This window comes from Clostridium sp. D46t1_190503_E9 (genome assembly GCF_015555225.1).
GTDB lineage: Bacteria > Bacillota > Clostridia > Clostridiales > Clostridiaceae > Clostridium.
Map to the genome: position 1 here is coordinate 1 of NZ_JADNKB010000003.1, position 14,065 is coordinate 14,065.

Genomic DNA, 14,065 nt, shown 5'->3' on the forward strand with positions numbered 1-14,065 from the left:
TACTGGACATACTTCTGGTGCTGCATCTCCTTCATGAACGTATCCACATACTGTACAAACAAATTTCTTCATAATTTAAACTCCTCCTAAATTCCACATTATTTATATACTTGATTATGTATAACTTAATTGATGTTTTTATTATATAATAATTATTATTAGTTGTAAATAGTTTTTTATAATTTATTTTAAAATTATTTATAGCTAATAATAAAAAAAATAAGAATGAGAGTTTATAATAAAAAATCCTCATTCTTATTTATTTTAAAAGTAAACTTCAAAAAAATTAGTTTATAGGAATATCATTTTTACCTTTTATTCTATCGATTAATTTATACGGTAATAATAAAATATTATCTATATGCTTGTCTTCTATTTTCTTAGAAATTAATATTGCTATTTCTCCTAATATCATAGCCGCTATTCCATCTAATATAAAGTGTTGTTTTATAAATAGAGTAGATAAAATTATCATAATACCAACTATTATAGTATAGTAAAACCATGATTTGTTTTCTTTTCTATTTGTGTATCTCATAACTATATAAGTGTTTAATACATGTATAGATGGAAAACAGTTAAATGGTCTATCATTTTGATAAATAATATTAACAAGCTTATTAGGTAAATTATTGTTAACAACTGTTGGTCTTACTATTTCTACAGGAAATAAATAATAAATAAAATAGCATACAAACATTCCCACATACACTGCTAAAAGAGCCCTTATATATTTTCTACGATCTTTTAATAAAATAAATATTAATCCTATAAAAATATAAACATACCAATATATATATGGAAAAATAAACATAGCTACAAACGGAATTTCTTTATCTAAAAACAAACTAAGGTCTTTTCCTTTTTCTGCTATTGACCCTGCAATGACATAGTTTATATTTATTATTGGAAATAAAGCAAGCCATGCTAAATCTAGCCACCTTAATTCATTTAACTTGTATTTTAATATAAACCTTTTTAATGCATCCCTCACTTTTAATCACACCCCTATAAAACATAGTTTATATAAAATATGTTATTATATATATTCTTCAATTAATTATCTACATAACACAAAATAATATAATATTAAATAGTTACTTAATTTATTTATTAAAAACGTTAAATTGAAATTATATATACTATTTGGATCTTTATATAATTAAAAAACTATTTTTCTTAAATATTATCAATTGTTTTTTATAATAAATATACTATTATTACTATAAATTATATAAATTTATTCCTTACTAACTATTTTACAATATTTAAATTATATTGTGCATTTAAGTAAGGAAGTTTAAGAATTTTATAAGGTTTCCTTTAGATATTCTTTAAAAAAAGATGATGTAACAAACATCTCTTTAATTTAATGATCGATTTTTAATTATATGATTTTTAATTATACGAGAGTAATACCTTTAAATATACATTATATATTTATTATTTTTTCTACCATTTTCATATCTATATTATTCTCTAAAATTTTAGAAAGCTCATCGAACTGCTTTAGTTTATATTCATCATAACTTGTTGTATCTTCAATGATATCTTCCATGTTATTTAATTCTAATAAATACTTTATAAAATAATTTAGAAATTCTCCGTTATCAAATATACCATGAAGATAGGTTCCAAAAACTGTAGAATCTTTATTTGTAACACCTGCTATTTCTCCATTATTTAGCTTAATGAATGGAATCGCATTTTTATTTACATTACTAATGCCATTATGAATTTCGTATCCAAATACTTTTATATCTTTAATAAGACTAATTTTATCTAAAACTACCTTTCCTTCAGATTGTTTTGTTATTTTAGTTTTATTAAATCTAGTACATATATCTAAAAATCCAAATCCAGTTTCTGATGTTATATATCCTTCTACTCCTAAATCATCTTCAATAATGTTACCAAGCATTTGGTATCCTCCACAAATCCCTAAAATCAAAGTTCCACTTTTTTCAAGTTCTATGATCTTATTAAATATTCCATTTTTCTTTATGGCTCTTAAATCTTCTATTGTGTTTTTACTACCTGGTATTATTAAAAGATCAGGGTTCCCAATATCCTTTGCACTTTCTACATATCTTAGCGATACTTGATTTAATCTTCCTAATGAATTAAAATCTGTAAAGTTTGACATATAAGGTAGTCTTACTACCGCAATATCTAACTTTCCACTATTATTATCTTTATTTTTTATTCTTTCTGTTACACTATCTTCATCTTCTATATCTAAATCAAAATAAGGCATGGCTCCAAGTACAGGTATTTTTATAATATCTTCTAGCTGCTTCATTGCAGACTTAAAATATTCTACATTTCCTCTAAATTTATTTATTATTACACCTTTAATTCTCTTTCTTTCATCTTCATCTAAAAGCATTATAGTTCCTACTACTGATGCAAATACCCCGCCCCTATCAATATCAGCAATTAATATGACAGGTGAGTCACTTATCTTCGCCATAAACATATTTGCTATATCAGTATCTTTTAAATTTATTTCTGCGCAACTTCCTGAACCTTCAAGAATTATTAAATCATAACTTTTAGATGAATTATTAAAAGTCTCTTTAATTATATCTTTTAATTCTACATTTAAATCTTTATATTTATATGAATCCATATCACATTTTACTTTCCCGTTTACTATAACTTGTGTTTTAATATTTCCACTTGGCTTTAAAAGAATTGGATTCATCCAAGCTTTTGGTTTTATTTCACAAGCCTCAGCTTGAACGACCTGTGCCCTTCCCATTTCAAGACCTTCTTCTGTTACATATGAATTTAAAGAAATATTTAATGCCTTAAATGGAGCTACCTTTAAACCTTTATTTTTAAAATATCTACAAAGTGCTGTTGCAATTGTACTTTTACCTACTGATGATGCTGTTCCAAGCAACATAATACTTTTACTCATTAATAACACCTACTATATCTAAAAATCCATGAGTTTCATTAGTAATTATACCATTTTCTTTAAATTTAATTGGATATTTAAATATTGGTCCATCAAACACAAAAGTATGATACTCACCATTTTCTCCACATGCATCTGAACCTGTTTTAATTATATTTTCAACTACTTTATGCGTTAGTTCTTTTCCTAAAAAGTCAGTTGATAATGCATCTAACCTAACATTTTTTATAACTGTTTTAAATCCAGTATCTATAAATTCATAGGTTAACTTTTCTCTATCTTCAAGCCAAAGTGGAAATATAGCTTCTATTCCTGCTTCATTACATCTATCTGTACACCATGTTCTATGTTCTTCTAAATCTATATCTCCAAAAACACAAGCTTCTGCCCCTAATTCATTTTTAGCTTTATGTAATGCTTTTTTAAAAGCTTCTGAATATTCTTCTCCCTCACATTTCACTAATAAAAGAGGAATACCTAAAGATTGAGATACCTCATTTAATAAATCATTTGTTACTCCATGAAACCAGGATCTTAAAACCTTTTTATCAATAGTGATAAGTAAGGCAACTGGCTTATGTCCATTCTTTATCATTCTGTATAAAGATAATGTGCTGTCTTTTCCGCAACTATATGACATAACAAACTCTTTCTTCATTTAAATTACTCCTTTCTACTTCCACTTTTCTAATGTTCTTACCATAAAAGTTTTTATATCTATTCCATAAACTTCTTCTAAATCATTACTATTTAATACTTCTTTTGTATTTCCATTCCCTTTTATGACTCCATCATTAAGCATCAATACTCTATCTCCATAATTTTGAACTAAATTTAAATCATGCAATACAGCTATAACAATCTTATTTTTTTCTTTAGCCCAGTTTTTAAGATAATCTAATATTTCAATTTGATATCTTAAATCTAAATGATTTGTTGGCTCATCTAAAAGTATAACTTCTGGGTCTTGCGCAAAAGCTCTTGCTAAAAATACTCTTTGAAGCTGTCCTCCAGATAACTCACTTATAAGTTTATCTTTTATATCTAATATTCCAACCATCTTTAAGCTTTCATTTATAATTACTTCATCTTTTTTAGTTAATCTTGAAAAAATACTATTTAAATGGGCATATCTTCCTAATGCCACTGTTTCATAAATAGTATAAGGAAATTGTATGTTCGAACTTTGTGTCATTAATGCAATCTTAGTTGCAAGTTCTTTTCTTTTTAAAGTATTTATATTTTTTCCATCTAGCTTAATTTCTCCATTAAAAGAAATCAAATTAGATATAGCTTTTAACAAAGTACTCTTGCCACATCCATTAGGACCAACTATACATAAGTTTTCTCCCCTATTTATGTTAAAACTAACTTGTTTTACAATGTCTATTCCATTATAGCCACAACAAACATTTTTAACTTCTAGCATATTAAATCACCTACTTTGATTTTTTAAAGTATAAATAAGCAAAAAATGGAGCTCCTATTATAGCTGTTACTGCACCTACTGGAAGTTCTGATGGCACTATTATAGTTCTTGAGATTAAATCAGTAACCACCATAAGACATCCCCCAAATACAATTGACATAGGAATAACATATGAATGCTTTGATCCAAATATCTTTCTCACTATATGCGGAGCAATTAAGTCCACAAATCCTATAGTTCCACTTATTGATACTGCTGCTCCTGTTAATACTGCCACAAATAAAAAAAGATACTTCTTAACTTTTTCAGCTTCAACACCAATAGCTTTTGCTTGTTCTTCTCCAAATGTTAATACATCCATTTCTTTAGAAAATACCATTACTCCAATTATTCCAATTAGAAAAAATGGAATTCCTGCTTTAAGATAGCTCCATCCTCTCATAGAAAATGATCCCATTTGCCACATTGTTATAGATTCTATCTTATCAGTAAATAAAGCCGTTATAGTTGTTAGTGCAGCATTAAAGAATAAAGAAAAAACCATTCCCGATAATATAATTGTACTATTTGATAATTCCTTATCTACTTTACTTGCAAATAGTAATACTATTATCATTGTTAATAAACTACTTATAAACCCCACTAGAGGTAGTGAAAAGTTTCCAAGGAAAGGGATAGATATTCCTGAAACTATTAACAATCCTACTCCTAAAGATGCTCCTGATGATACCCCTAAAGTATAAGGTGATGCTAATGGATTTTTTAAAACCGATTGTACTACAGCCCCACTTGCTGCAAGTGCTCCTCCAACAGTAAATGCTAATAGTACTCTTGGCAATCTAATACTCCAAATTATTGCAACATCCTTTGATTCAATACCTTCTAGTAAATTTGTATTAAATATTTTATGAAGTATTATCGAAATAATATCCATAATACTAATATTGGAACTTCCAATGGAAGTTCCAATACAAATTATTAATATAACTATCGGTATTGATAGTATCATCAATGTTTTACTTTTTTTATCTTTACTTATATTCATTTGGATAAATAGCCTTAGCCATTTCTTTCAAAGCTTTTATAACATTTTGAGACGGTCTTGATGATTCGTTTGTATCTATCCCATAAACTTGACCTTCCCTTATAGCTGTTATACTATCCCATCCATCACGGCTCTTTATATCATCAACAGCTTTTACTCCATTTATATCTGGCATATTTGTTAATATAACATCTGGATTAGCTGAAATTATTGATTCTGGTGCTGGTGATATCCATGATTTTTCATTAGCAAATATGTTTTCTGCTCCAATTATTTCAATCATTTCATTTAAAAAAGTATCTTGACCAAAACTACTTAATTGAGCACCTGATCCTACTTCAAAATATACTTTCTTCTTATCTGTTATTTTATCTCCAATAGCTTTTATAGCCTCAACTTCCTTTTTCATGTTATCAACAATTTCTTTACCTTTATTTTGAGTTTTAGTTATTTCAGCTATAAACTCTATATCTCCATATATTCCATCCATGCTAAAACTACTTGGAATATAAACAACTGGAATTCCAGCATCTTTAACTAATTGGAATGAATCATTATCTCCTGCTTTATTATGTCCTGATGCAATTATTATATCTGGCTCTAATGCTATTATAGTTTCTGCATCTGGATTTCTAAAATCTATCTTAGGTAGATCTTGATTTATTCCTTCTACATCTACTGAATAATTATCTACTGCGACCAATTTATCTGCCAGTCCTAACTCCACCAATACTTCTGTATTAGATGGTGCAGTGGATATAATTTTTTCTATTTTCTTTGGTAGAGTGAATTCATTTCCCTCTCTGTCTGTCATAGTTTTTGTAGTTTCTGAACAGCCCGCAAATAATGCTAAAGAAAATAACATTGCAAAAACTAATGAAAGAATTTTACTTCTCTTTTTCATAATAATCTCCTCCTAATTTTTATTAGGGCTCATTTTATAGAAATTAATTTTTATTTTTCTATAAAATAAAAAGACATACTAAGAGTATGTCTAAAATACATATTTAATAATCTTAAGTTATTGAAAATAGAAATAGCTTGTATTATCTATTAAAAACAACTTAAAACTATGATAGTATTCCTATTATCTCACCCTCAGAAGATAACAGTCCGTCTATAAAAGGCAGGTCTCCCGGCTTTACTTCATCCTACTTTCTAACCTTCCCGCGCATTTTGCAGTGGTGTTAATAGATTTCGTCCATTTCACGGTTACTGGGGTAGCTCAGGCATTGCACCTGATTCCCTATTAAGCTTTAAAAGCACCTTATATAGCTAATATAGTCTAAATTTCAAATAGAATTATATTATTAATGATATAATATGTCAATTAAAATATGCTATTTTATTATCTCTTTTAAAGTACTTATGAACTTTTCATTTTCCTCTCTAGTTCTAACTGCAATCCTAAAATAATTTTTATCTAACCCTTTATAGTTACTACAACTTCTAATAATTATATTTTTACTTAACATTTTTTCCTTTAAATCTATAAGCTCTGTAGTCTTAAACATTATAAAATTTACCGTAGGTCTAAATATATTTATTTGTTCTATTTTACTTAGCTCATTAAATAAAAAGTTTTTTTCCTCTTCTATGTATTTTATTGTATCTTCCATATATTCTTTTTCTTCTAAAGCAACTATAGCTGCCCTTTCAGCAATAACATTAACATTCCATGGAACAGATATATCATTTATCTTTTTCATAATATCTTGATTTTTTGATATCCCATATCCTATTCTAATTCCAGGTATAGCAAAAAATTTGGTCATAGACTTCAAGATAAATATATTTTTGTATTCATTTAATGACTCTACTATTGTATAGTTTTTACTATCTTTAACGAAATCTAAAAAGGATTCATCTATAACTACTATTGTATTAGTTTTCAAAGCTTTCTTTGCAATCTCTAATATTATATCTTTATTTGTTAAATTTCCTGTTGGATTATTTGGATTGCATATAAAAACCATGTCTATATCTTCAGTAATGTAATTTAATATATCTTCGTCTATATTCCATTTATTATTTTCTCTTAAATAATAATATTCTATTCTACCTTTAACACTTAAAACTGCTTCTTCGTATTCTCCAAATGTTGGTGCTGGAATAAGAACCTTTCTAGGATTTAAAGCTCTAACTAAATTAAATATAACTTCAGCTGCCCCATTTCCTAATACTAAATCTTCAATTTCTATACTTTCAAACTTGCTTATTGATGATTTTAAATCATAATATGTTATATCTGGATACCTTTCAATCTTATCTATAGCTTTCATCATCTCCATCTTAACATTTTTATTTATTCCAATAGGGTTTATATTTGCTGAAAAATCTATAAGTTTTTCCTTATTTAAATTATATTTTCTTGATAATTCATCTATATTTCCACCATGAACTACTTTGCTCATTATAAAAGCCCTCCAATCAAAGATAAAAGCATTGCTACTAAATAACTAAGAAATGATACTAAATATAAAATATTATTAGTTTTATAAACATCTAAAACCTCTATTTTTTTAATTTCATCTCCTATAGTTGGCTTTTTTACTAACTTTCCAAAATAATAATTTGCTCCGCCTAACTTAAGCCCTAGGGCCCCTGCAACTGCAGCTTCTGGATGTGCGCTATTTGGACTACTATGATTACTCTTATCTCTTATGTAAATTTTAAAACTATTTTTATAATTTAATTTTAATATACAAGATGCAATTACTATGAGAATACCACTTAACCTAGCTGGTATATAATTAAATAAATCATCTAACTTTGCTGGAAAAAATCCAAAATCTTTATATTTTTCATTTTTATATCCAAACATTGAATCCATTGTATTAACTGCTTTATATACCATTGCAAATGGAGCACCTAAAACTCCTGCATAAAATATAGGCGCTACTATACCATCAGACATATTTTCTGCAATTGTCTCAACTACTGCTCGTAAAATTGCTTCTTTATCTAACTCTTTAGTATCTCTACCAACAATATATGAAAGTTGATTTCTTGCTCCTTCTATATCGTTTTTTAAGATATATGATACTACCTTCAATCCTTCTACTTTTAAAGCTTTTGTTGAGATACAAAAATATACTATTACACCGCTTATAATAATCCCTAAAATATAATTAATATTAAAACTAATTTTAATTATATAGACATTAACAAAGTACACTATTAAAATACTAAATATCCATGTTAGTAATCCAGCTATCTTTAAAGTATTTTTGCATAGTTTTCTAAATATATTTTCTAAAAATCTACAAGTATTACCTATTAATCTTATTGGATGAATGGGGTTTTGAGGATCTCCTATTATTAAATCCAAAATATATCCTATAGTTAGTTGTGTCATCTTATTACCTCTTTGATAATTTTACTTTTATCTATTTTTAACTCTTTATTTTTAAAACTTCTTTTATTGTAAAGTTTTGCTCCTGAAATTCTATTTTAAGCTTATATCCTTCTCCACATTTAGGTTGCCAGCTATAAAAATTTTTACTATCATCATAAAAGCATTCTAATATACTTCCTATTGTTCCGCCATGTGAAATTAACAAAACTGATTTATAGTTGTTTTTCTTTATATATTTTATAAAACTAATAAACTCTTCTTTAATACGGTTTTTATATTGATTTTTACTTTCACCATTTGGACATCTTACCTCTCCAATTTCATCCATTATCCAATTTATATAGAGCTTATCCTCTTTCAAATCTTCATATGATTTCATTTCAAAGTCTCCAAAATCATATTCAAAAAATCCTGATAATTCTTCATAAGCTTCATCCTTATAAATAATATTAAAAGTTTCATTAGCCCTAGCTGCACCACTAGTAAAATATTTATCACACTTAGGATAGTTAATTCTAGATTTCAAATAATTTAACTCTTCTATTCCTCTATCACTTAAACTTATATCAGTTTTACCACAATATAATCTTTTTTCATTACAAATAGTCTTACCATGCCTAAATAAATAAACTTCCATACTACTCATTTTTAATCACCATTGGAATTCCACAGAAAACTCTATATACTTCTTTAGAATTATTACTTAAGTACTGAAGACATCTTCCTGTGCTTTCTCGCCATATTCTATCTTCTTTCTTTAATGGAACTATCCCTTCACATATATCATCACTAATAATTATCTTATCTTTAAATAAACTTTCATTTTCTAAAATATATTTTAATGGATCTTTATTTTCTAAAGACATCTTATAAGTAAACTTATGAAATTTATTTATTACCTTTTTTGAAAAATCTATTTCTAAATTATCTATATTATTTAAATTTAATACCTCTTCATCAGAAATATTAAACTTCTCTTTAACAAAGCTTAACTTTCCACTATAAGCTCCACCAAATACAAGAATCAAAATTAAACACACCCTCCGTAATAAATTGCGAAGCAACTCAAATTGATAATAGACAATTGATAATGGATAATTATTGTCCATTGTGCATTATCAATTATAAAAATGTTCGCATTTTTATATTATTATTGCTAAACATAGTATTCCTATTAACTCTGAGATCACAAGGCCATACCCAGCACTGTCTCCTGACATACCACCCAATTCCTTCGAACTCTTATTCACTGAAATTATTGCTGAAATTATCATAGCTAATGAAACTATCAGCCCCTTAGCGCCAATAAAATATATGAAGCTTAAACTTGTTATAAGTAAAAATAAATATAAAACAAGTATATCAATTTTTCCTGTTCCTTTTTTAAAGTATGATCCAAGTGAACTTTCTTTCATTGATTCCTTTTTTAATAACATAAGTCCCATTAAACTTCTTGAAATAATAGGTATAATAATTAATCCAATTATGTTTTCTTTTTTATCTACTAATGTGTAAATAGCTGAAAAATCAATTATAAATAAAATTGCTAATGATATTACTGCAAAGGCTCCTGTATTAGGATCTTTTAATATCCTTACTTTTTCCTTTTGATCTCTTCTTGATAATAAAGCATCACATACGTCCATATAACCATCTAAATGTAACATCCCCGTTATAATAAATGGAGTTATCATAGTAATTGCTGCTGTTAAAATGGTAGATATATTAAAAATGCTAACAATTTTATAGATAGTATAATGTATTAATCCTACAACAAGTCCTACTAATGGATAAAGCTTCATCATATGCTTTACTCCATTATCATCCCACTTCTTATAAGGCATAGGTAATATTGTAAACATACTTAAAGCCATTATAAAAGCATTTATTAATTTAATCATATTAAATCACCTATATATTTTCTTCCTTTATGAATTATCTTATTATTATAACAACACTCTATAACAACATCTGAAATTTTAGCTAAACTTATATTTATTTTTCCCATCTCTCTTCTAAAAGCTTCTGTAAAATCATCATATACTATAGAATCACTAAACAAATAATCTGTTACTATGACTAAGTTTATATCTTTACTAGATAAATTTCTTATTCCATCAAATATTTTCCCACTCACATCCATTATAACTTGCTCTTCAATAAACATTTCATTAGTAACTATTGATGTAACACTATCTAATAGAAGTGTATCTCCTTTTTTTACTTTTGCTGCTACTTCTTCTATATTCCTACTTTGCTCAATTGTTTTAAAACCCCAGCCATCCCTTTCCATTAAATGATTATTAATTCTTTTTATATCCTCTTTATCGTAAGGCTCCATTGTAGCAATGTAGTATAAATCACAATCTTTATCTTCTAATTTTTTCGATAGATGCTGCCCAAGCATTGACTTTCCACTTTTTGATCCGCCAACTATTAATATAATCATTTTTCTATTCCAATCCTTACTAGAACTTTTTTATCTATAAATTTAGTAAGCAATGCCTTATTTCCTCTACCGGCGTCCTTTACTCCTACTCCCATTGCGGCAGTTGTTTTTCCACTTCCACAATACATATGAATAAATCCTAAATTCATTTAATTTCTCCTATCTACAATATAATTTTTTTTATTTTTAACTTTTTCTAAATAACTTGGATCTATTTCAGCTTCACTAAAGGTTGCCATATTATTCATCATAGCACATGAATATTGAACTATGGAAAAAGCTATTGGGCACCCACTGCCTTCTCCAAGTCGCATATCTAAATTAAGCATAGGTTCTAATCCTATATTACCCATTGCAATATTGTATCCAATTTCCTTTGAGCAATGAGATGATATAAGATAATCTTTAACATCTTTATTTAGCTTAGTAGCTACTAAGGCTGCAACAGCTGATATAAAGCCATCTATTACAACTGGTATTTTATAATATGAAGCTCCTAAAAAAACTCCTACCATTCCAGCTAAATCAAATCCACCAACTTTAGCTACAACATCAATTGGATCATTAAAATTTGGCTTATTTACCTCTATAGCCTGCTTTACTACTTTCTTCTTCTTTTCAAAAGCATCATCTGTTAAACCTGCACCTTTTCCTACAACATCTTCAATTTCACAGTTTATTAAAGCTGCCAAAACAGCACTACTAGTAGTTGTATTACCTATTCCCATTTCTCCAACACCAACTATGTCATATCCCTTTTGCTTAGCTTCTTTAACCATATCAATCCCTATGTAAATACCTTCAATACACTCTTCATAAGTCATTGCCTCTTCTTTAGCTATGTTATTGGTCCCTCTTCTAATTTTTCTACTTATTGCCCCTGGTATATCTCCCTCACAATCAACACCAATATCGACTACTAATAAATCAGTTTTATTTTCTTTTGCAAGAACAGCAACACCTGTTAGTCCTTTTGAAAAATTGATAGTTTGTGCTAAAGTAACATATTTAGGGGCAGATGCAACTCCCTCTTCCACAACTCCATTATCTGACGAAAAAATTATTATGCATTTTTTATCTATTCTATTTTTTATTTTTCCTGTTATACCAGCCAGTTGAATAGCAATCTCCTCAAGTTTACCTAAACTTCCTAAAGGCTTTGCTAAAGAATCTACTCTTCCCCTTGCTTCATCTTTAACCTTATAATCTATTTCTTCAATATTTCTTATTACTTCCTCAACTACTTCTCTGTGACCCACTGCCCTTCCCCCTTAATCTACTTCTTTTTTTGTTATAATATATTAAAATTTATCTAAAAGTCAATAAAGGCATATTTCTTTATAAAACAAAAAAATCCACAGTTAAATATATTTAATCTGTGAATTCATCTTTAATAGCCTCTAATAGTATAAATCTTATATATGTTTTTCAAAAATAATTTCTGAAGAGTTTGGCCAAATATTAGTTTTATTTGCAAGCTTTATTTTTATATTCTTTAAACTAACGCCATTTAAAAATATTTCTATAAAATCCTCATTATTTCCTGTATATGAACCAAATAGTATTAATTTATCAATTTCATTTTCAAAATCTATTATTTCATAAACCTCATAATACATAAGCTCTCTTCCTTGTGAAGAATATTTTATTTTATCAATTGAAATATACTCATTAAACTTATATATAAATTCTCTTGAAAATGAATCTCCAATACTTTTTAAATATACTTCATTTTTATTTAAGTCCAAATCACTACAATGACTTTTATACTTATTAGCTATATATAAAATCTTATTTATACTCTCTTTCGATATTTTAAAAAATTCATTATAATTAAAAAAACCTTCATACAACACTGTAGTTGATAGAATTTCATCTATTCCAATACAATCCATATTAAGCCTCCTTTAATTTAAAATATAGTTATAGCAAATGCTTTGTATTGAATAATATTATCTACTTATATTCTTATACTTTTTTATTTAATTTAAAAGTCCTATTTTCTTCAAAAATAGTCATAAAAAAAATAGGACCATAGTCCCATTTTGGAAATATTTTTTAAAATTAATTAAATATTACATTAAACTTCTTCTATAATCTTATTTATAATTTTCTTATCTATAAGTTTCCATTGCCCTATCCCTATATCATCTAGCGCAATATTCATTATTCTTATTCGCTCTAACTTGGTAACATTATATCCAAAAACTTTGCTCATTCTTCTTATTTGTCTATTCAATCCTTGAGTTAAAATAATACTAAACACATTTCTATCTATTCTTCTTAATTTACATGGTCTAGTAACAGTCCCTAATATCTCAACACCTTTAGACATGCCTTCAATGAAGCTATCATCAAAATCTTTATCTAAAGTTACAATATATTCTTTTTCATGATAACTTTCTGAAGATAATATTTTATTTGCTAACTCTCCATCGTTTGTCATTAAGATTAGCCCCTGAGAGTCCTTATCTAATCTTCCAACTGGAAAAACATAATCCTTATAATTTAAAAAGTCAATTATATTATTATCTATTTCTCTTGCAGAGGTACAAACTATTCCTGGTGGCTTATTTAATGCTATATATACCTTTTCCTTTGGCTTTACCTTTTCACCGTCTAATAATATCTCATCATTTTCCTCAACCCATTGACCTTGTTCACATAGTTTTCCATTAACAATTATTCTTTTATCTTCAATCCATCTACTTACTTCTTTTCTTGAGCAATATCCATAGTTACTTAGTAGCTTATTTATCCTCAATGTACAAATTATCCTTTCTGCTTCTTATTTCTATATTATATATTTGTTTCAATTAATAATCCATATTTATATTTTGCAAATATAAAGGCTACGC

16 protein-coding genes, 1 pseudogene and 1 riboswitch are annotated in these 14,065 nt (G+C 27.1%); all 17 genes and pseudogenes read right to left on the reverse strand.

Features of this window, described 5'->3' with window-relative positions; translation table 11 throughout:
- The coding region (locus I2E83_RS03745) for a rubredoxin-like domain-containing protein (protein WP_347707743.1) at positions 1 to 72 on the reverse strand (72 nt) is incomplete at its 3' end.
- Positions 73 to 286: 214 nt separating this feature from the next.
- Positions 287 to 994, reverse strand: coding sequence for a phosphatase PAP2 family protein (locus I2E83_RS03750; RefSeq protein WP_195428608.1), 708 nt, complete (start codon positions 992 to 994; stop codon positions 287 to 289).
- A 438-nt stretch (positions 995 to 1,432) separates the two neighbouring features.
- Positions 1,433 to 2,926, reverse strand: coding sequence for a cobyric acid synthase (locus I2E83_RS03755; protein WP_195428610.1), 1,494 nt, complete (start codon positions 2,924 to 2,926; stop codon positions 1,433 to 1,435).
- Positions 2,919 to 3,584, reverse strand: coding sequence for a diphthine--ammonia ligase (locus I2E83_RS03760; protein WP_195262434.1), 666 nt, complete (start codon positions 3,582 to 3,584; stop codon positions 2,919 to 2,921). Before I2E83_RS03760 ends, I2E83_RS03755 begins: the two co-directional genes overlap by 8 nt.
- Before the next feature lie 15 nt (positions 3,585 to 3,599).
- Positions 3,600 to 4,355 (reverse strand): ABC transporter ATP-binding protein, encoded by a 756-nt coding sequence (locus tag I2E83_RS03765; RefSeq protein WP_195428611.1) that lies wholly within the window; start codon positions 4,353 to 4,355, stop codon positions 3,600 to 3,602.
- A gap of 10 nt (positions 4,356 to 4,365) precedes the next feature.
- Positions 4,366 to 5,400, reverse strand: a complete 1,035-nt coding sequence (locus I2E83_RS03770; protein WP_195262436.1) for an iron ABC transporter permease — start codon at positions 5,398 to 5,400, stop codon at positions 4,366 to 4,368.
- Positions 5,387 to 6,304: an ABC transporter substrate-binding protein gene (locus tag I2E83_RS03775; protein ID WP_195262437.1), complete on the reverse strand. Its 918-nt coding sequence runs from the start codon at positions 6,302 to 6,304 to the stop codon at positions 5,387 to 5,389. Before I2E83_RS03775 ends, I2E83_RS03770 begins: the two co-directional genes overlap by 14 nt.
- A gap of 203 nt (positions 6,305 to 6,507) precedes the next feature.
- Positions 6,508 to 6,685, reverse strand: a riboswitch (cobalamin riboswitch).
- Positions 6,686 to 6,740: 55 nt separating this feature from the next.
- A complete protein-coding gene (gene cobD / locus I2E83_RS03780; protein ID WP_195428612.1) occupies positions 6,741 to 7,814 on the reverse strand; it encodes a threonine-phosphate decarboxylase CobD in 1,074 nt (357 codons plus the stop codon).
- Positions 7,814 to 8,758 (reverse strand): cobalamin biosynthesis protein, encoded by a 945-nt coding sequence (locus I2E83_RS03785; RefSeq protein ID WP_195428613.1) that lies wholly within the window; start codon positions 8,756 to 8,758, stop codon positions 7,814 to 7,816. The genes cobD and I2E83_RS03785 overlap by 1 nt, the downstream gene beginning before the upstream one ends.
- Positions 8,759 to 8,795: 37 nt before the next feature.
- Entirely contained in the window at positions 8,796 to 9,404 is a 609-nt protein-coding gene (locus tag I2E83_RS03790) for a histidine phosphatase family protein (RefSeq protein WP_195428614.1), read from the reverse strand.
- Complete coding sequence (locus tag I2E83_RS03795; RefSeq protein ID WP_195262441.1) at positions 9,397 to 9,786, reverse strand: bifunctional adenosylcobinamide kinase/adenosylcobinamide-phosphate guanylyltransferase; 390 nt, start codon at positions 9,784 to 9,786, stop codon at positions 9,397 to 9,399. Before I2E83_RS03795 ends, I2E83_RS03790 begins: the two co-directional genes overlap by 8 nt.
- A gap of 114 nt (positions 9,787 to 9,900) precedes the next feature.
- Positions 9,901 to 10,659, reverse strand: a complete 759-nt coding sequence (locus I2E83_RS03800) for an adenosylcobinamide-GDP ribazoletransferase (RefSeq protein ID WP_195428615.1) — start codon at positions 10,657 to 10,659, stop codon at positions 9,901 to 9,903.
- Complete coding sequence (locus I2E83_RS03805; protein WP_195428616.1) at positions 10,656 to 11,207, reverse strand: bifunctional adenosylcobinamide kinase/adenosylcobinamide-phosphate guanylyltransferase; 552 nt, start codon at positions 11,205 to 11,207, stop codon at positions 10,656 to 10,658. Before I2E83_RS03805 ends, I2E83_RS03800 begins: the two co-directional genes overlap by 4 nt.
- Positions 11,208 to 11,242: 35 nt before the next feature.
- Positions 11,243 to 11,356, reverse strand: a pseudogene (locus I2E83_RS03810) (cob(I)yrinic acid a,c-diamide adenosyltransferase); the annotation flags it as partial.
- A complete protein-coding gene (gene cobT / locus I2E83_RS03815) occupies positions 11,357 to 12,466 on the reverse strand; it encodes a nicotinate-nucleotide--dimethylbenzimidazole phosphoribosyltransferase (RefSeq protein WP_195428618.1) in 1,110 nt (369 codons plus the stop codon). It abuts the pseudogene before it with no gap.
- A gap of 156 nt (positions 12,467 to 12,622) precedes the next feature.
- The gene (locus I2E83_RS03820) at positions 12,623 to 13,102 is read right to left on the reverse strand and encodes a hypothetical protein (RefSeq protein WP_195262446.1); all 480 of its coding nucleotides are present in this window, start codon (positions 13,100 to 13,102) and stop codon (positions 12,623 to 12,625) included.
- A 185-nt stretch (positions 13,103 to 13,287) separates the two neighbouring features.
- Positions 13,288 to 13,971: a pseudouridine synthase gene (locus I2E83_RS03825; RefSeq protein ID WP_195262447.1), complete on the reverse strand. Its 684-nt coding sequence runs from the start codon at positions 13,969 to 13,971 to the stop codon at positions 13,288 to 13,290.
- Positions 13,972 to 14,065 lie beyond the last annotated feature (94 nt).

What these genes read in the sequence shown, in the direction of transcription:
- I2E83_RS03765 (WP_195428611.1), bottom strand. Translation starts at nt 4,355, where the DNA reads ATGCTAGAAGTTAAAAATGTTTGTTGTGGCTATAATGGAATAGACATT.
- I2E83_RS03805 (WP_195428616.1), bottom strand. Translation starts at nt 11,207, where the DNA reads ATGATTATATTAATAGTTGGCGGATCAAAAAGTGGAAAGTCAATGCTT.
- I2E83_RS03800 (WP_195428615.1), bottom strand. Translation starts at nt 10,659, where the DNA reads ATGATTAAATTAATAAATGCTTTTATAATGGCTTTAAGTATGTTTACA.
- cobD (WP_195428612.1), bottom strand. Translation starts at nt 7,814, where the DNA reads ATGAGCAAAGTAGTTCATGGTGGAAATATAGATGAATTATCAAGAAAA.
- I2E83_RS03790 (WP_195428614.1), bottom strand. Translation starts at nt 9,404, where the DNA reads ATGAGTAGTATGGAAGTTTATTTATTTAGGCATGGTAAGACTATTTGT.
- I2E83_RS03755 (WP_195428610.1), bottom strand. Translation starts at nt 2,926, where the DNA reads ATGAGTAAAAGTATTATGTTGCTTGGAACAGCATCATCAGTAGGTAAA.
- I2E83_RS03785 (WP_195428613.1), bottom strand. Translation starts at nt 8,758, where the DNA reads ATGACACAACTAACTATAGGATATATTTTGGATTTAATAATAGGAGAT.
- I2E83_RS03770 (WP_195262436.1), bottom strand. Translation starts at nt 5,400, where the DNA reads ATGAATATAAGTAAAGATAAAAAAAGTAAAACATTGATGATACTATCA.
- I2E83_RS03775 (WP_195262437.1), bottom strand. Translation starts at nt 6,304, where the DNA reads ATGAAAAAGAGAAGTAAAATTCTTTCATTAGTTTTTGCAATGTTATTT.
- I2E83_RS03760 (WP_195262434.1), bottom strand. Translation starts at nt 3,584, where the DNA reads ATGAAGAAAGAGTTTGTTATGTCATATAGTTGCGGAAAAGACAGCACA.
- I2E83_RS03820 (WP_195262446.1), bottom strand. Translation starts at nt 13,102, where the DNA reads ATGGATTGTATTGGAATAGATGAAATTCTATCAACTACAGTGTTGTAT.